This window comes from Streptomyces sp. NRRL F-5123, from assembly GCF_000721495.1.
In the GTDB taxonomy this organism is placed as follows: Bacteria; Actinomycetota; Actinomycetes; order Streptomycetales; family Streptomycetaceae; genus Actinacidiphila.
Map to the genome: position 1 here is coordinate 21,751 of NZ_JOHY01000022.1, position 17,775 is coordinate 39,525.

General features: G+C 72.2%; 15 protein-coding genes. 5 read left to right on the forward strand and 10 right to left on the reverse strand.

The features are described 5' to 3' along the window. Window positions 1-88 precede the first annotated feature (88 nt). Window positions 89-2,239: a 1,4-alpha-glucan branching enzyme gene (gene glgB / locus IH54_RS0119565; protein ID WP_052397658.1), complete on the forward strand. Its 2,151-nt coding sequence runs from the start codon at window positions 89-91 to the stop codon at window positions 2,237-2,239. 26 nt (window positions 2,240-2,265) lie between these two features. Here the strand turns inward: glgB and IH54_RS0119570 are convergent, their stop codons facing one another. Together IH54_RS0119570 and IH54_RS0119575 are read right to left on the reverse strand one after the other, a co-directional pair. Further along, window positions 2,266-3,291, reverse strand: coding sequence for an ATP-dependent 6-phosphofructokinase (locus tag IH54_RS0119570; protein WP_031518379.1), 1,026 nt, complete (start codon window positions 3,289-3,291; stop codon window positions 2,266-2,268). A gap of 27 nt (window positions 3,292-3,318) precedes the next feature. Beyond that, window positions 3,319-4,317, reverse strand: a complete 999-nt coding sequence (locus tag IH54_RS0119575; RefSeq protein ID WP_031518380.1) for a 2-hydroxyacid dehydrogenase — start codon at window positions 4,315-4,317, stop codon at window positions 3,319-3,321. 233 nt (window positions 4,318-4,550) lie between these two features. On the opposite strand from IH54_RS0119575, the gene pta reads away from it, so the two are divergent. The 3 genes from pta (at window position 4,551) to pyk (ending at window position 9,289) form a co-directional block, all read left to right on the forward strand. Then, entirely contained in the window at window positions 4,551-6,635 is a 2,085-nt protein-coding gene (gene pta / locus IH54_RS0119580; protein WP_031518381.1) for a phosphate acetyltransferase, read from the forward strand. Then, window positions 6,632-7,804: an acetate/propionate family kinase gene (locus IH54_RS0119585; protein WP_031518382.1), complete on the forward strand. Its 1,173-nt coding sequence runs from the start codon at window positions 6,632-6,634 to the stop codon at window positions 7,802-7,804. Before pta ends, IH54_RS0119585 begins: the two co-directional genes overlap by 4 nt. 66 nt (window positions 7,805-7,870) lie before the next feature. Further along, window positions 7,871-9,289, forward strand: coding sequence for a pyruvate kinase (gene pyk, locus IH54_RS0119590; RefSeq protein WP_031518383.1), 1,419 nt, complete (start codon window positions 7,871-7,873; stop codon window positions 9,287-9,289). A 72-nt stretch (window positions 9,290-9,361) separates the two neighbouring features. Here the strand turns inward: pyk and IH54_RS0119595 are convergent, their stop codons facing one another. The 4 genes from IH54_RS0119595 to IH54_RS0119610 form a co-directional block, all read right to left on the reverse strand. Beyond that, a complete protein-coding gene (locus IH54_RS0119595; protein ID WP_031518384.1) occupies window positions 9,362-10,669 on the reverse strand; it encodes a hypothetical protein in 1,308 nt (435 codons plus the stop codon). Continuing rightward, window positions 10,659-11,240, reverse strand: a complete 582-nt coding sequence (locus IH54_RS0119600) for a DUF6114 domain-containing protein (protein ID WP_031518385.1) — start codon at window positions 11,238-11,240, stop codon at window positions 10,659-10,661. The genes IH54_RS0119595 and IH54_RS0119600 overlap by 11 nt, the downstream gene beginning before the upstream one ends. Before the next feature lie 96 nt (window positions 11,241-11,336). Further along, a complete protein-coding gene (locus IH54_RS0119605; RefSeq protein ID WP_031518386.1) occupies window positions 11,337-11,981 on the reverse strand; it encodes a DUF6230 family protein in 645 nt (214 codons plus the stop codon). 672 nt (window positions 11,982-12,653) lie between these two features. Next, window positions 12,654-13,631, reverse strand: a complete 978-nt coding sequence (locus IH54_RS0119610; RefSeq protein WP_078862360.1) for a tetratricopeptide repeat protein — start codon at window positions 13,629-13,631, stop codon at window positions 12,654-12,656. Window positions 13,632-13,936: 305 nt separating this feature from the next. Between IH54_RS0119610 and IH54_RS0119615 the strand changes: the two genes are divergently transcribed. Beyond that, the gene (locus IH54_RS0119615; RefSeq protein ID WP_031518388.1) at window positions 13,937-14,584 is read left to right on the forward strand and encodes a TetR/AcrR family transcriptional regulator; all 648 of its coding nucleotides are present in this window, start codon (window positions 13,937-13,939) and stop codon (window positions 14,582-14,584) included. Between the two features lie 146 nt (window positions 14,585-14,730). Here the strand turns inward: IH54_RS0119615 and IH54_RS0119620 are convergent, their stop codons facing one another. The 4 genes from IH54_RS0119620 to IH54_RS0119635 form a co-directional block, all read right to left on the reverse strand. Beyond that, the gene (locus tag IH54_RS0119620; RefSeq protein WP_052397649.1) at window positions 14,731-14,973 is read right to left on the reverse strand and encodes a DUF397 domain-containing protein; all 243 of its coding nucleotides are present in this window, start codon (window positions 14,971-14,973) and stop codon (window positions 14,731-14,733) included. A gap of 54 nt (window positions 14,974-15,027) precedes the next feature. Then, window positions 15,028-16,728 (reverse strand): acyl-CoA mutase large subunit family protein, encoded by a 1,701-nt coding sequence (locus IH54_RS0119625; protein WP_031518390.1) that lies wholly within the window; start codon window positions 16,726-16,728, stop codon window positions 15,028-15,030. Window positions 16,729-16,802: 74 nt separating this feature from the next. Next, on the reverse strand, window positions 16,803-17,159 hold the full coding sequence (locus IH54_RS0119630; RefSeq protein ID WP_043181569.1) for a DUF3817 domain-containing protein: 357 nt from the start codon (window positions 17,157-17,159) through the stop codon (window positions 16,803-16,805). Window positions 17,160-17,210: 51 nt separating this feature from the next. Continuing rightward, window positions 17,211-17,720 carry a MarR family winged helix-turn-helix transcriptional regulator gene (locus tag IH54_RS0119635; RefSeq protein ID WP_031518392.1) on the reverse strand — a complete coding sequence of 170 codons (510 nt, stop codon included), beginning with the start codon at window positions 17,718-17,720 and terminating at the stop codon, window positions 17,211-17,213. Between the last annotated feature and the right edge of the window lie 55 nt (window positions 17,721-17,775).

The following is a 17,775-nucleotide window of genomic DNA, read 5'->3' on the forward strand; positions in this document are numbered from 1 at the left end:
CGGCGCGGCGGAAGACGCCTCCCCGGGGCGGAGCCCCGAAGCGCACCCCACACGGGAGGGAACCCTCACCGGGGAGGATCGGCGGCGGATCCTGGCCGGCGAGCACCACGACCCGCACAGCGTGCTCGGGGCGCACCCCGAGAAGGGCGGGGTCAGGGTGCGCGCCCTGAAGCCCTACGCCAAGAGGGTCACCCTCGTCGCCGACGGGCTGCGCGCGGAGCTGGAGCCCGAGGGCGACGGCCTCTTCAGCGCCCACCTGCCGCTCGCGGCAGCGCCCCCGTACCGCCTGGCGGTCACGTACGACTCCGCCGAGGTCACCGGCGACGACCCCTACCGCTTCCTGCCCTCGCTCGGCGAGCTGGACCTGCACCTGATCGGGGAGGGCCGGCACGAGGAGCTGTGGAAGGCGCTGGGCTCCCGGGTCATGACGCACGACGGCGTGACGGGCACGCGCTTCGCGGTGTGGGCCCCGAACGCCCGCGGGGTGCGGCTCGCCGCGGACTTCACGTACTGGGACGGCACCTCGCTGCCGATGCGCAGCCTCGGCGCGACCGGCGTGTGGGAGCTGTTCGTGCCGGGCGTGGGCGCGGGCACGGCGTACAAGTACGAGATCACCGGCCCGGACGGGCACCGCCGGATGAAGGCCGACCCGATGGCGCGGGCCACCGAGGTTCCGCCGGCGACCGCGTCGGTCGTGACGGACTCGGCCTACACGTGGCGCGACGAGGAGTGGATGGCGCACCGCGCGGACGTGCCCGTGCACCGCGCGCCCTTCTCCGTCTACGAGCTGCACCTGCCGTCGTGGCGGCCGGGCCTGGGCTACCGCGAGCTCGCGGACGTGCTGCCCGCGTACGTCAAGGACCTGGGCTTCACGCACGTGGAGCTGATGCCGGTCGCGGGCCACCCGTTCAGCGGGTCGTGGGGCTACCAGGTCACGTCGTACTACGCGCCGATGCCGCGGCTCGGCTCGCCGGACGACTTCCGCTTCCTGGTGGACGCGCTGCACCGCGCCGGGATCGGCGTGATCATGGACTGGGTCCCGGCGCACTTCCCGAAGGACGACTGGGCGCTGGCCCGCTTCGACGGCGAGCCGCTGTACGAACCCGCCGACCCGCGGCGCGCCGAGCACCCGGACTGGGGGACGCTGGAGTTCGACTTCGGCCGCACCGAGGTCCGCAACTTCCTGGTCGCCAACGCCGTGTACTGGTGCGAGGACTTCCACATCGACGGCCTGCGGGTGGACGCGGTCGCCTCGATGCTCTACCTGGACTACAGCCGCGAGGGCGGCGACTGGGTGCCCAACGCGTACGGCGGCCGGGAGAACCTGGACGCGGTGGCCTTCCTCCAGGAGATGAACGCCACCGTCTACCGCCGCTGCCCCGGCGTCGTGACGATCGCCGAGGAGTCGACCGCGTGGGACGGCGTGACGCGCGCGACGCACCACGTGGGCCACACCGGCTTCGGCGGCCTCGGCTTCGGCCTGAAGTGGAACATGGGCTGGATGCACGACTCGCTGGGCTACATCGGGCACGAGCCGGTGCACCGCAAGTACCACCACGACGAGATGACGTTCTCGATGGTGTACGCGTACAGCGAGAACTACGTGCTGCCGATCTCGCACGACGAGGTCGTGCACGGCAAGCGCGCCCTGGTGTCCAAGGCGCCCGGCGACTGGTGGCAGCAGCGCGCCACCGAGCGCGCGTACCTGGGCTTCATGTGGTCCCACCCGGGCAAGCAGCTGCTGTTCATGGGCCAGGAGTTCGCCCAGGGCGGGGAGTGGTCGTACGAGGCCGGGCCCGACTGGTGGGTGCTCGACCCGGGCTACGAGGCCTCGGCCGACCACCGCGGGGTGCAGGAGCTGGTGCGCGACCTCAACGCGGTGTACGCGGCCACGCCCGCGCTGTGGCAGCGCGACACCGACCCGGGCGGCTTCGAGTGGGTCGACGGCGGCGCGTCCGAGGACAACGTCTTCGCCTTCCTGCGCCTGGACACGGCCGGTGAGCCGCTGCTGTGCGTCAGCAACTTCTCCCCCGTCGTCCGGCACGACTACCGCCTCGGCTCGCCCGCCGGGGTGTGGGCCCCGGTCCTGAACACCGACGAGCTGCGCTACGGCGGCAGCGGCGTGCTGCTGCCGGACCACGTCAAGACCGAGCCGACGCCCTACCAGGGCCGTCCGCACACGGTGGTGCTGACGCTGCCGCCGCTGGCGACGGTGTGGCTGCGACCGGACAGCGCCTGACGCCGGGCCCGCCGGGCGGAGGAGGCTCAGAAGACCGACTCGGCCTCCTCCATGCGGTCCTCCGGCACGGTCTTGAGGTAGGTGATCGCGTCGGCGAGCGGCACGGTGTCGATACGGGTGCCGTGCAGCGCCGTCATGTGGCCGAACGAGCCCTTGTGCGCGGCCTCGACGGCGTGCCAGCCGAAGCGGGTGGCGAGCACCCGGTCGAAGGCGGTGGGCACCCCGCCGCGCTGGACGTGGCCGAGGATGACCGGGCGGGCCTCCTTGCCGAGGCGGCGCTCCAGCTCGCGGGCGAGGGTCGTGCCGATGCCCTGGAAGCGCTCGTGGCCGAACTTGTCGATCTCGCCGACGCCGTAGTCCATGGTGTCGCGGGCCGGGTGCGCGCCCTCGGCGACGCACACCACGGCGAACTTCTTGCCGCGCGCGAAGCGCTCGGTGACCATGGCGACGAGGTCGGCGGGGTCGAAGGGCCGCTCGGGGATGCAGATGCCGTGCGCGCCGCCGGCCATGCCGGCCTCCAGCGCGATCCACCCGGCGTGCCGCCCCATCACCTCGACGACCATGACCCGCTGGTGGGACTCGGCGGTGGTCTTGAGCCGGTCGATGGCCTCGGTCGCGACGGTCACGGCGGTGTCGAAGCCGAAGGTGCGGTCGGTGCCGCTGATGTCGTTGTCGATGGTCTTGGGCACCCCGACGACCGGCATCCCGGCGTCGGACAGCATCCGGGCGGCGGTGAGCGTGCCCTCGCCGCCGATCGGGATGAGCACGTCGATGCCGTAGCGGGAGCACAGGTCGTCGGCGGACTCGGCGGCCTCGCGGAGCCGGTCGCGCTCCAGCCGGGCCGAGCCGAGGACGGTGCCGCCGCGGGCGAGGATGCCGCTGACGGAGTTGAGGTCGAGCGGCCGGAAGCGGCCTTCGAGCAGGCCGACGAAGCCGTCCTCGAAGCCGATGACCTCGTCCGTGTGCCCGGTCACCGCGCGGTGCACGACCGACCGGATGACGGCGTTGAGGCCGGGGCAGTCGCCGCCGGCGGTGAGGACTCCGATACGCATGGGCGGGTCTCTCCATCGAGGGGTGGGTCAGGGGCTGCGCGGGATCAGCGTGCTCTCGGTGATCCGGCCGGCCACGTAGTCGTTCACGTTGCGCAGCGTCGCGGCGACGATCTCGTCGACGGCGTCCACCGTGTAGTAGGCCTGGTGGGACGTGACGAGCACGTTGGAGAAGGTCAGCAGCCGGGCGAGGACGTCGTCGGTCATCACTTCGAGTGACTTGTCGTAGAAGAAGACGCCCGCCTCCTCCTCGTAGACGTCCAGGCCGACGCCGCCGAGCCGGCCCTCGCGCAGCGCCTCGACGAGGGCCGCGGAGTCGACGAGGGCGCCGCGGCTGGTGTTGATCAGCAGCGCGTCGTCCTTCATCTCGCCGAGCCGCCGGGCGTCGACCAGGTGGTGGGTGGAGGGCGCGAGCGGGACGTGCAGGGTGAGCAGGTCCGCCTCCCGGAAGAGCCGGTCCAGCTCCACGTAGCTCATGCCGAGCGCCTCGCACTCCGGGTTGGGCGTCAGGTCCCAGCCGAGCAGCCGCATGCCGAAGCCGCGGGCGATCGCGGTGAAGGCGGCGCCGATCCGCCCCGTTCCGATGACGCCTACGGTGCGGCCGTGGAAGTCGCGGCCGAGCAGTCCGTCGAGCCGGAAGTCGAAGTCCCGGGTGCGGCTCGCGGAACGCACGATGCGCCGGTCGAGGGCGAGCGCGAGGGCCCAGGCGAACTCGGCGACCGAGTACGGGGAGTAGGCGGCCACCCGGGCGACGGTCATGCCGAGGCGCTCGGCGTGCGCGATGTCGATGTTGTTGTAGCCGGTGGAGCGCTGGGCGACGAACCTGGTGCCGCCGCGCACCAGGCCCTCCAGGACGGCCGCGTCCAGCACCGCGTTGACGCTCGTCGAGACGGCCTCGTAGCCGGCGGCCAGCGGCAGCGTGTCGGCGGTGAGCGTCGTCTCCAGGCAGCGGATCTCGTGCCGCCCGGCGAAGGCGGCCTCCAGCAGCGGCCGCTCGTCGCGCTGCACCCCGGTGGCCAGGACGTCCATCGCACCGCCCTCCTCGCTCGCTCGTCTTCACCCTACGTGCACTGTGCGGCGATCCCCGGCAGGGCGCATCCGGGCGGTGTCGTACGGGCCGGCGCGTGCCCGGGCGGCCCTGTTAAGACACGGTAACGATGCGCGGCGCGGGACTCGGCGGGCGTCCGCCGCGCGGGCACGTTAGCGTCGTTGCATACGCGGGCGGGTGCCCGGACACGGGGAAGACGAAACGGAGTAATCGGGTGACGCGCAGCGTCTACGTCACGGGGGTCGGCCGTGGCGACGGCCGCCAGGTGGTCGAGCTGGGAGTGATGGAGCTGCTGACCCGGCAGGTGGACCGGGTCGGCGTCTACCGGCCGCTGGTGCACGACACGCCGGACCGCATCTTCGAGCTGCTGCGCAGCCGCTACCGGCTGGTGCAGGACCCGGCCACGGTCTTCGGGCTGGGCTACGAGGAGGCGGCCGAGCTGCAGGCCGAGCAGGGCCAGGAGGCGCTGACAGCCCGGCTGGTGGAGGGGTATCTGCGGGTCGCGGCGGACTACGACACGGTCCTGGTGCTCGGCTCGGACTTCGCCGGCACCAGCCTGCCCGCGGAGCTCGCGGTGAACGCGCGGCTGGCCAACGAGTGCGGCGCCTCGGTCATCGTGGTCATAGGGGAGCGTGCGCAGACCGCCGAGTCGGTGGCGGCGGAGGTGCGCAACGCCCATCACGCGTACACCAGCCTGGGCTGCGACGTCATCGCGATGGTCGCCAACCGGGTGGAGCCGGCCGAGGCGGACGAGACCGCCGAGCGGCTGGCGCGCTTCACCGAGGCGCCGGTGTACGTGCTGCCGGACGAGCCGGCGCTGCGGGCCCCGACGGTGTCGCAGATCGCCGAGACGCTCGGCGCCGAGGTGCTGCTCGGCGACGACGCCGGGATGGCGCGGGACGCGCTGGACTTCGTCTTCGGCGGCGCGATGCTGCCGACCTTCCTGCCGAAGCTGACGCCGGGCTGCGTCGTGGTGACCCCGGGCGACCGGGCCGACCTCATCGTGGGGGCGCTCGCGGCGCACTCCGCGGGCACCCCGCCGATCGCCGGGCTGCTGCTGACGCTCGACGAGAAGCCGGGCCCGGACATACTGAACCTCGCCGACCGGCTGGCGCCGGGCACCCCGGTCCTGGCGGTGTCCACCGGGTCCTTCACGACCGCCGCGGGCCTGTTCACCCTCGACGGCAAGCTCGGCGCGGGCACCCCGCGCAAGGCCGAGACCGCGCTCGGGCTCTTCGAGACCCACGTCGACACGGCGCAGCTGACCGACCGGCTGTCGGTGGCGCGCTCGGCCCGGGTGACGCCGATGATGTTCGAGCACGCGCTCATCGAGCGGGCCCGCGCCGACAAGCGGCGGATCGTGCTGCCGGAGGGCGCCGAGGAGCGCATCCTGCGGGCCGCGGAGGTGCTGCTGCGGCGGGGCGTGTGCGACCTGACGCTGCTGGGCGAGGAGGACGCGGTCCGCAAGAAGGCGGGCGACCTGGGCATCACGCTGGACGACCCCGGCCTGCAGATCCTGGACCCGCAGACCTCGCCGCTGCGGGATCGTTTCGCCGCGCTGTACGCGGAATTGCGCGCGCACCGCGGGGTGACCTACGAACTGGCGTACGACGTCGTCGCGGACGTCTCCTACTTCGGCACCCTGATGGTGCAGGAGGGGCTGGCCGACGGCATGGTGTCGGGCGCGGTGCACTCGACGGCGGCGACCATCCGGCCGGCCTTCGAGATCATCAAGACCCGGCCGGGCGCGGCCATCGTCTCGTCGGTCTTCTTCATGTGCCTGGCCGACAAGGTCCTGGTCTACGGCGACTGCGCGGTCAACCCCGACCCGGACGCCGAGCAGCTCGCCGACATCGCGATCCAGGCCTCCGCCACCGCGGCCCGCTTCGGCGTGGAGCCGCGGATCGCGATGCTGTCGTACTCGACGGGCACATCCGGCAGCGGGGCGGACGTCGACAAGGTCCGCACCGCCACCGCGCTGGTGCGCGAGCGCCGCCCCGAGCTGCTGGTGGAGGGCCCGATCCAGTACGACGCGGCGGTCGCGCCGTCGGTCGCGGCCACCAAGATGCCCGGCTCGGCCGTGGCCGGGCAGGCGACGGTGCTGGTCTTCCCCGACCTGAACACCGGCAACAACACCTACAAGGCCGTGCAGCGCTCGGCGGGCGCGGTCGCGGTCGGCCCGGTCCTCCAGGGCCTGCGCAAGCCCGTCAACGACCTGTCGCGCGGCGCGCTGGTCCAGGACATCGTCAACACGGTCGCGATCACCGCGATCCAGGCCCAGCAGGGGGACTCCCAGTGAGTACGGCGGCGCGCGGCACCCGGGTACTGGTGCTGAACTCCGGCTCGTCGTCGGTGAAGTACCAGCTCATCGACATGGCCGACGAGCAGCGGCTGGCGTCCGGGGTGGTGGAGCGGATCGGCGAGCCCGGCGGCGCCGCCGACCACACCGAGGCGCTGCGCACGGTCGCGGTCGAGCTGGGCGGGCGCGGCCTCGGCCTGGACTCGCCGGAGCTGGCAGCGGTCGGCCACCGGGTGGTGCACGGCGGCACCCGCTTCACCGCGCCCACCCTGATCACCGACGAGGTGCTGGCCGGCATCGAGGAGCTGGTGCCGCTCGCGCCGCTGCACAACCCGGCGAACGTCACCGGCATCCGGGTCGCCCGCGAGCTGCGCCCGGACCTGCCCCAGGTCGCGGTCTTCGACACCGCCTTCCACGCAACGCTGCCCGAGGCCGCGGCCCGCTACGCGATCGACACCGCCACGGCCGACCGCTACGGCATCCGCCGCTACGGCTTCCACGGCACCTCGCACGCCTACGTCTCCCGCGCGACCGCCGCCCTGCTCGGCCGGGACCCGGCGGACGTCAACGTCATCGTGCTGCACCTGGGCAACGGCGCCTCGGCGTCCGCGGTACGCGGCGGGGTGTGCGTGGACACCTCGATGGGGCTGACCCCGCTGGAGGGCCTGGTGATGGGCACCCGCTCCGGCGACCTGGACCCGGCGGTGGTCTTCCACCTCCAGCGGGTCGGCGGGATGGGCACCGACGAGATCGACCGGCTGCTGAACAAGCGCTCCGGGCTGCTGGGCCTGTGCGGCGACAACGACATGCGGGAGATCGGCCGCCGGATGGCGGAGGGCGACAAGGCCGCCCAGCTGGCCTTCGACGTCTACGTGCACCGGCTGCGCCGCTACGTGGGGGCCTTCACCGCAGTGCTGGGGCGGGTCGACGCGATCGCGTTCACCGCCGGGGTGGGCGAGAACTCGGCGGCGGTCCGCGGGGCGGCCTTGTTCGGTTTGGACAGTCTGGGTGTCACCATGGATCCGGTACGCAACGCCGTACGCGGCCACGCGGCCCGCCTGGTGTCGGCCGATTCGTCCCGGGTGGCCGTCGCGGTGGTCCCCACCGACGAGGAGCTGGAGATCGCCCGCGATACTTACGCACTGGCGGCCGCCCCGCAGGGCGGCTGACCACCTCACTGCCACGCGAAGCCCCAGGAATATTCCGGAGCGGAACAAACCGATAGGATAGCGCCCATGCGCCGAGCCAAGATCGTCTGTACCCTGGGTCCCGCCGTCGACTCCTATGACCAGTTGAAGACACTGGTGGAGGCCGGCATGAACGTGGCCCGACTCAACTTCAGCCACGGCAGCCACGCCGAGCACGAGGGCCGCTACACCCGCGTGCGCAAGGTGGCCGAGGAGACCGGCAGGGCCGTGGGCATCCTCGCGGACCTGCAGGGCCCCAAGATCCGGCTGGCGACCTTCGCCGACGGTCCCGTGGAGCTGGTCGCAGGCGACGAGTTCACCATCACCACCGAGGACGTCCCCGGCGACCGCACCATCTGCGGCACCACGTACAAGGGCCTGCCCGGCGACGTCTCGCAGGGCGACCCGATCCTCATCAACGACGGCAACGTCGCGCTGCGCGTCATCGAGGTCCACGGCCCGCGGGTGCGCGCGCTCGTCGTCGAGGGCGGCGTCATCTCCGACCACAAGGGCATCAACCTGCCCGGCGCGGCGGTGAACGTCCCGGCCCTGTCCGCGAAGGACATCGAGGACCTGCGCTTCGCGCTGCGGATGGGCGTCGACATGATCGCGCTCTCCTTCGTGCGTGACGCCAAGGACGTCCGCGACGTGCACCGCGTGATGGACGAGGAGGGCCGCCGGGTCCCCGTCATCGCCAAGGTGGAGAAGCCGCAGGCGGTCAAGAACATGGAGGACGTCGTCATGGCGTTCGACGCCGTGATGGTCGCCCGCGGCGACCTCGCGGTGGAGTACCCGCTGGAGCAGGTGCCGGTCGTCCAGAAGCGCCTCGTCGAGCTGTGCCGGCGCAACGCCAAGCCGGTGATCGTCGCGACCCAGATGATGGAGTCGATGATCACCAACTCCCGCCCCACCCGCGCCGAGGCCTCCGACGTGGCCAACGCGATCCTGGACGGCGCGGACGCGGTCATGCTCTCCGCGGAGTCCTCGGTCGGCAAGTACCCGATCGAGACGGTCAAGACGATGTCCCGCATCGTCGAGGCCGCCGAGGAGGAGCTGCTGTGCCGCGGCCTGCAGCCGCTGGCCCCCGGCAAGAAGCCCCGCACCCAGGGCGGCGCGGTCGCCCGCGCGGCCGCCGAGCTGGCCGACTTCCTGGACGCCAGGACCCTGGTCGCCTTCACCAAGTCCGGCGACACCGCCCGCCGCCTGGCCCGCTACCGCGTGCCCGAGCCGGTCGTGGCCTTCACCACCGACCCCTCGACCCGCAACCAGCTCGCCCTGACCTGGGGCGTCGAGGCCTTCGTCGTCGAGCACGCCGACACCACCGACGACATGGTCAAGATCGTCGACCGCGAGATGCTGAAGCTCACCGACTTCACCGAGGGCGACACCGTCATCATCACCGCCGGCTCCCCTCCCGGCGTCCCCGGCACGACCAACCTCGTCCGCGTCCACCACCTGGGCGCCTGAGGTCTCTTCCGCGGAACGCGACGCGGCCCGCACCCTCCCGGGGTGCGGGCCGCGTCGCGTACGGGCGGGGTGTCAGGACTCCTGGCCCGGGAGGACCTTCATGCCCGGGACGGTGAGGTCGCCGCCGAACTGGCCGGCCTGAATGACGGTGACGTCGGTGAAGAAGAGGGTCGGGAGGGTCAGGGGGGGCGGGGCCTTCGGGGTGAAGGTGACGGGGACGACGCCGAGGAGGTTGCCGCTCAGGGACTCGGTGTACATCGTCACCGTGCCGTTGCGGAACGTCGACGTGGAGCCCTTGGCCGCCGTCACATGGGTCTTGGTGCCGCCGGGGCCGTTGACGATCTGGTGGAGGTCGCCGATGTCGATGCCCGTCGCGGTGAACTTCAGGACGTCCTTGACCGTCTTGTCGTAGGTCTTCACCTGCACGATGCCGTCGTACTTCAGGCCGTAGAGGGTCAGCAGCGAACTCTTGAGGACCCAGGGCTCGTCCGGGAGCAGGGGCATGTCCTGCTCCGGCTGGGCGTCCGCGAGGGCCTTGGCGTCGTAGGTGGGGCAGGGGAAGGACTGCGGGTCGCCGGCGGTGGCCGCGGAGTCGTCGCCGGTCAGGGACTTGGCGGTCTTCGACGCGCCGTCCGTGGCGCCCTTGACGGTGTCCTTGGTCTTCTGGAGCGCGCCGTCCGCCGTGGTCACGACACCCTTGACGGTGTCCTTGACCGGGTCCTCGGTGTCCTTGGTGTCCTTGGTGTCCTTGGTGTCCTGCGTCGCCTTCGGGGACGCCGTGGGGGTCGCCGAGGGCTGCGCCGGGGTCGGTGCGGGGCTCGCGGTGGGCTGGGACGCGCCGCCGATGCCGAGCAGGCCGCCGAGCAGGTCGCCGAGGCCCAGCGGGTCCAGCGGGTTGACGGACTTGGTGGGGCTCGGGGTCGCGCTGGGCTCGGCCGCCGGCGCGGACGCGGCCGTGCCGGGCTTGGCGGCAGCGGACGGCGAGGTCTCGGGCTTGGGCGCAGAGTCGTTTTTGCCCGTCGTGGCGCTCGGGCTGGTCGTCGGCTTCGGCGTCGCCTTGTCGTCCTTCGCCGCATCCGAGGAGTCCCCGGTCCCCTTCGCCTTCTTCGCCGTCTCGGACGGCGAGGGCGTCGGGGTCTCGGACTGCGTCACGCACGGGCCCGGCTTGAAGGGGCTCTTGGGCTCGTCGGCCTGCGCCAGGTGCGGGGTCAGGCCCATTCCCATGAGCACCGCGGTCGGCATGGCGGCGAGCGCCACCGCCTTGCCCGCCGGCATGTGCAGCTTCGTCAGCAGGGACTTGCGCGGTGCCGCGTGCCGCGGCCCGGACCTCGTCCGCTCGCGGTGCGCGCTCTCGCCCGGCTGAGCATCGTCACCCAGCACGGTGCCTCCCGTTCTGCTCGGTGGTCTCGTCGTCTGCCCCCGCTCCGGCGTGCACCGGCTCGGGCGTGGTGAACGGGTCGGCGGGGAGCGCGGGGCCGGTGAACGGGTCCGCCGCGTCGTCCACCGGCTTGGGGCCGTCGCCGGGCAGTTCCGCCTGCTCGCCCGGGTCGTCGGGCACCGGGGTGCCGGGCGCCCAGGCGATGGCCAGCGCGCCGCCGACGATGGCGAACAGGAAGCCCACGAGGGCGCCGAGGTTGGTCATCGGGATGGAGACCAGGCCGAGCAGGATGCTCGCGACACCGGCGAAGATCCGCACCTCGCGCTGGAACCACATCGTCAGGCTCAGCGTGATGAGCAGCACGCCGATGATCAGCGCACTGGCACCCGCCGTGGTGCCGACCCGGACGCCCAGCTGGCCGAAGGTCATGTTGTGGTACGGGACGTACCCGATGGCGGCCCCGCCGATGATGGTCACCAGCCCCGCCCAGAACGGCCGCTCCCACCGCCAGTACCGGAAGGCGATGCGGCCGCGGGTGAAGGCGCCGGGGGACCCTTGCGACTCGGCACTCATGGAAAACAGCTCCCTGGAACTGGCGTTGCGTGAAGAAAGGGGTGCCGTGGGCGAGCCGCGCCCCGCGCGGCTCGCCCAGAGCGAGTCAGACCGTGCTCAGTAGCACTGGCTCTTGGAACCCATGTGGAGCCGGAGGCTCAGGCCCGCGAGACGGAAGGTGCCCGCGCTGGTCGCCCACGCCGTCTGCTTGACGTTCGTCAGGTCGGCGGTCTCGGCCGTCTGCGCGAACGAGCTCGCGTCGGCGCCGTCGCCGGCCTTGATGCCGGGGCCGGGCTGGCCCGAAGCACCCGCCGCAACACCGATGTTGATGTTGTGGAAGACCGCGTCCGCGTCGAGCTGGTCGAGGTCGATGTAGAGGTTGTGCGCCGTGACGGCGTGGTCCTTGTCGGGACCGGCCTTCAGGACGAGCGTGACGTCCCCGATCGGCGTCGGGATGACGACCGACTGGCACAGGCCGACGATGGTGGCGTCGGTGAAGGCCGACACCGCCACCGGCGCGTAGTGGGAAGGGTCGCCCTTGTCCTTGCCGTCCTGCTTGACGTCGAGCGCGCCGTACTGCTCGAAGCCCTTGCCGTGCAGCGTCTTCGCCGTGACCTTGAACTGCTGGCCGGACACGCTGAACGACGCCGCGAGCGCGCCCTGCGCTATCGCCACGCCTATTGCCGCGGTCGCGGCCACACTCGGCACCATGACGACGGCGAACCGCCGCCATCTGGTACCGCCCCGAACGTGCGATTCCATGTTTCCTCCTTCTCGGACGTACATCTCCGGACCGGACCTGGGTCCGGGCCTGGGATGGGAGAAGTGCTACGTCCTCGGGAAGGAGAGCGCCGCGCCGGGCATGGCCGTCTGCCTCCCGGGGCACGTCCTGCGGGAAAGGCCCTGCGGAACTGCCTGGGGAGTCCGGACGGCGGTGTCCGGGACGTCGGCGATCACCCCCGAGCGACAACCACTGGCCACGCTCTCGCGCAACCTGCTGGACAGGCTCCATCCGGTTCCATCACGGCGGACGGAGACCCCCCTGTCCCGAAAGGCGCGGCGGCTGCCGCGCTCTCCCGCTCGGCGGGGACCCGTGGACCCGGGCACCGGCTGGCTGCCGGGCGCTGGCTACGGACCGAGCTTGGCCGATCGTGGTCCATTCGGGGCCGCCGCACAAGGGGCTCATTACTAGTGAGTAACGGATACGTGTCCCGAGCCGCGCAGCCGTTCGAGGCATGCTGACGCCAGGTAACCAAAACATGGGGGAGAAAGTCCGGCATATATGACGATCGGCCGGCAAATCAGGGCCGCGCCCTCACCCCGCGTGACGACCATCGCCCACTGTCACGGTTTGATAAAGAGCGGCCGCCCGATCACTCGTCCGCTGAGTACCGCGGCCCCGTCACGGAGCCGCGGTACGCGGGGAGCAGAGGCTCAGAACAGCACCCTGGCCAGCGCGGTCCGCGCGCTCACCACGCGCGGGTCGTCCGGGCCGACGACCTCGAAGAGCTCCAGCAGCCGCAGTCGCACGGCGTCGCGGTCGTCGCCCGCCGTGCGGCGCACGGTGTCGACCAGCCGCCCGAAGGCGTCCTCGACATGGCCGCCCACGAGATCCAGGTCGGCGGCGGTGAGCTGGGCCTGCACATCACCCGGCGCGTCCGCGGCGGCCTGCCGCGCGGCGCCCGCGTCCACGCCCTGGACGCGGGAGAGCAGTTCGGCCTGTGCGAGGCCGAGCTTGGCCTCGGTGTTGGCGGGCTCGTCGGCCAGCACGTTGCGGTACGCCTGGATCGCGCCGCTCAGGTCACCGGCGTCCAGCGCGTCGTGCGCGGCGCCCAGCGCCAGCTCCTGCGGGGTGGCCGGCCTCGGCGGCGGGGTGTCGGCGGGCTCCGGCGCGGCGCCGGGCTCGACCTCCTCGCCGACGATGCCGAAGCGCTGCTCGGCCACCGCGACGAGCTGGTCGAGCACCTCGGTGATCTGGTCCTCCGGCGCCAGACCCTGGAAGAGCGGCATCGCCTGACCGGCGATCACCGCGAAGACCGCGGGCACGCCCTGCACCTGGAACTGCTGGAAGAGCAGCTGGTTGGCGTAGACGTCGGCGGTGGCCAGCACGAACCGGCCGCGGTACTCCCCGGCCAGCCGCTCCAGCACCGTGTTGAGCTGCTTGCTCTGCTCGGCCTGGTCGGCCCAGAAGCTGATGACGACCGGGACCTCGGTGGAGCGCTGCAGGACGTCGCTCTCGAAGGTCGCCTCGGTCACCTCGATGACGAGCGGGGAAGCGGGGGCGGCCGCGCCGGCGGCGCCGGCCTCCTGCCGCTGCGCCCGGGCCTGCTCGGCCTTCGCCTTGGCCTCACTGGCCGCCTTCACCGCGGCGAGGTCGACCACCCCGCTCATGGACATGTTCCGTGGCTGCATGAGGCAATCCTCCCCCCTCGCGGACCCCAGTGGTGCACAGTCCGGGGATCAGGCCGGACCACCCGCCGGTTCGCGGGGCCCCGACCACCCGGTCGTGTGGTGCCGTGCCGCCGCCCGGCGGCACGGTCGTGGTGGTACGGATCCCCATCCGTACCGGCGCAGTTGTCCCGGCGTGGTTGTCGCCACGAGCCGCGTCGCGTTTCGCTACGAGCAGTAGCGTAACTGCACCCGCGCATCCCGCACGGCGGCGCACCCTGTGAATCAGCTCACTCGTCACGGTACTTACCGACGGGTATGGTCCGCGTATGCCTCCCACCGCCGCCGGGCCGCCACCGGCCAGACGCACCGGGCGGCCGCGGAGTGCCGGACTCGACCGGGCGATACTCGCGGCCACCCGCGCCGCGCTGGCCGAGGTCGGCTGGAGCCGGCTGACGCTGGGGGACGTCGCGGCGCGCGCCGGGGTGGCCAAGACGACCGTCTACCGGCGCTGGGCGGGCAAGAACGAGCTGGCCGTGGACGCGGTCGCGGCGCTCTTCGAGGAGCAGCTCGAACTCCCCGACCGCGGCAGCCTGGAGGCCGACATCCGCGGCGTGGTGCTGCGCTTCGCCGAGCTGCTGGACCGCCCGGAGACCAGGTCCGCGCTGATGGCGGTGATCGGCGAGGCGGCGTACGACGACGCGCTGCGGCTGCGGATCCGCGCGGCGATCGTGGACCGGCAGAAGCACCTGGTGGTGCTGGGCCGCAAGCGCGCCCAGGCGCGCGGCGAGATCCCCGCGGACGACGGCGCCGCGGCTCCCTGGCGGGACAACCTGATCTTCGACGTGGTCGCCGGGGCCGTCGTGCACCGCGTGATGGTCTCGTCCGAGCCGGCCGACGAGGAGTGGGCGCGTCGGCTCGCCGGACTCCTCGTCGTCGGGCTCGCGGGGCTGCACACGGCCCGGGACCTCGACTGAGAGGTCCCGCACCGCCCGTACGGCGTGCGCCCCGCCCTTCCCGTGCGTGCCGTTCCCCGTGGTTGCGCTTCCCCCGGGTCTGCGCTGCTCTTCTCGTGCCCCCCCCGGGCCCTCCCCCGGGCCCCCGGCCGCTCCGAGCCCGGGGCTCAGCTGAGGCTGCGCGCCGGGGCGGTCTCGCCCCCGGTGCGGTCGGCGGTGAAGTGGTCGAACTCCCCCGCCATGACGCCTTTCACGAAGGCCTCCCATTTCGCGGCGGTGGTCACCGCCACCACGTCCGGCTGTTCCGTCTCCCTTATGTAGACCATCCCGTCGTCACCGACGGTCGCTTCGAGGGCCACACACGTCCTTTCCTGGAGGGCGGTCGGGTCGTCGACGAATCTACCGACCACGGCCAATGTCCAGGTCAGCGCCTTGGGGGGCGGACGGAGGGACGCACGGGGCGCTCAGAAGCGGGCGGGTTCCGCGTATGTGCCCCATTCGGCACGCAGGACGTCGCAGATCTCGCCGAGCGTCGCCTCGGCCCTCACCGCGTCCAGCATGGGCGCGATCATGTTGCCGCCGGAGCGCGCGGCGTCCAGCATCGCGTCCAGGCCGCGGCGCACCGCGGCCTCGTCGCGCGCGGCGCGGCGGTCGGCGAGCAGCCGCACCTGGTCGCGCTCGACCTCGTGCCCGACCCGCAGGATCTCCAGGTCGCCGGTGACGGAGCCGGTGTGGCAGTTGACGCCGACGACCCGCTTGTCGCCCTTCTCCAGCGCGCTCTGGTACTGGAAGGCGGCCTCGGCGATCTCGCCGGTGAAGTATCCGTCCTCGATGCCGCGCAGGATGCCGGACGTCATCGGCCCGATGGGGTGCTCGCCGCTCGGCACGGCCCGCTCGCCCAGCTCCCGGATGCGGCCGAAGACGGCCTCCGCGTCCCGCTCGATGCGGTCGGTGAGCGCCTCGACGTACCAGGAGCCGCCGAGCGGGTCGGCGACGTTGGCCACGCCCGTCTCCTCCATCAGCACCTGCTGGGTGCGCAGCGCGATCTCCGCGGCGCGCTCGCTGGGCAGCGCGAGCGTCTCGTCCAGCGCGTTGGTGTGCAGCGAGTTGGTGCCGCCGAGCACCGCGGCGAGCGCCTCCACGGCGGTGCGCACCACGTTGTTGTACGGCTGCTGGGCGGTGAGCGACACCCCGGCGGTCTGGGTGTGGAAGCGCAGCCACTGCGCCTTGTCCGACCGCGCCCCGTACACGTCCCGCAGCCAGCGGGCCCAGATGCGGCGGGCGGCGCGGAATTTGGCGATCTCCTCGAAGAAGTCGAGGTGCGCGTCGAAGAAGAAGGACAGGCCCGGCGCGAAGGTGTCGACGTCCAGGCCGCGGCTGAGGCCCAGCTCGACGTACCCGAAGCCGTCGGCGAGGGTGTAGGCCAGCTCCTGCGCGGCCGTCGAGCCCGCCTCGCGGATGTGGTAGCCGGACACCGACAGCGGCTTGTACGCCGGGATGGCCGCCGCGCAGTGCTCCATCAGGTCGCCGATGAGCCGCAGGTGCGGCTCGGGTGCGAAGAGCCACTCCTTCTGCGCGATGTACTCCTTGAAGATGTCGGTCTGGAGGGTGCCGTTGAGCACCCCCGGGTCGACGCCCTGCCGCTCGGCCGCGACCAGGTACATGCAGAAGACCGGGACGGCGGGCCCGGAGATCGTCATGGAGGTGGTGATGTCGCCCAGCGGGATGTCGCGGAAGAGCACTTCCATGTCCGCGGCCGAGTCGATCGCGACGCCGCAGTGGCCGACCTCGCCGAGCGAGCGCGCGTCGTCGGAGTCGCGGCCCATGAGCGTCGGCATGTCGAAGGCGACGGAGAGCCCGCCGCCGCCGTTGGCCAGGATCTGGCGGTACCGCCGGTTGGTCTGCTCGGCGTTGCCGAACCCGGCGAACTGCCGGATCGTCCACGTCCGGCCGCGGTATCCGGTGGCGTGCAGCCCGCGGGTGAAGGGGTACTCCCCCGGCCAGCCGATGCGCTCGAAGCCCGGTACGTCGGCGCCGGGCGGAGGCCCGTACACCGGCTCGACCGGGTCACCGGAGAGCGTCGTGAAGTCGGCGTCGCGGCGCCGGCTGGAGTCGTAGCGTGCCTGCCAGCGGGTGCGGCCTGTCTCGATCTCCGAAGCGTCCATACCTTCGAATTTACTAGGACGTCCTAGTAAATGTCGATGCCACACGGCTCACCAACCGGGTGAGCCGCGATTTTCTAGGCTTTCGCGGGCTGGACGGGCTCCGGCTCGTCCGCCTGCGGGGCGGTGACGAGCGGGGCCAGCTCGCGCGAGACGCGGCGCTCGACGAAGAACGCGGCGGTCGGCACGGTGCCGGCCAGCAGCACCCAGGCCATCCGGCCCAGCGGCCACTTCGCCTTGGAGCACAGGTCGAAGGCGAAGACGAGGTAGACGACGTACAGCCAGCCGTGGGCGAAGCCGATCACGGTGGTGGCGGTGCCCGCGCCGCTGATGTCGAGCCCGTACTTGCCGATGACGGCGAGCGTGAGGGCGATCAGCAGGACGCCGGTCACGTAGGCCATCACCCGGTAGCGGGTCAGCACGCTGTGTTTCATGCCAACGAGCGTAACCCGGGGCTCCGGGGCCCCGGATCTCACCCCCGCCGGTCAGCCCTCCTCGAAGTCCCCCGCGTGGATCCGCAGGGGCCTGAGCAGCGCGAAGATCTCCGCGCACTCCTCCGCGTCGTAGACACCGAGGCCGAAGTCCATCGCCATCAGGTCGCGGGTCGCGGACTCGACGATCTCGCGGCCCTTGTCGGTGATCGAGGCCAGGGTGCCGCGGCCGTCGTTGGGGTTGGGGCGCTTGTCGACCAGGCCGGAGGCCACCAGCCGGTCGACGGTGTTGGTCACCGACGTGGGGTGCACCATGAGGCGCTCGCCGATCTTGGACATCGGCAGCTCGCCCGCCTTGGAGAAGGTGAGCAGTACCAGCGCCTCGTAGCGCGCGAAGGTCAGCCCGTAGGGCTTGACGACCGCGTCGACCTGGCCCAGCAGGATCTGCTGGGCGCGCATGATCGAGGTGATCGCGCTCATCGACGGGACCCCGCCCCAGCGCTGGGTCCAGTGCTCGTCGGCGCGTGCGATGGGGTCGAAGGGAAGGCTCAGGGGCTTTGACACGCGCCCGAGCCTACCCGTCGGTCACATCGTGGTCACGGCCGTCTCGGCAGTCGGG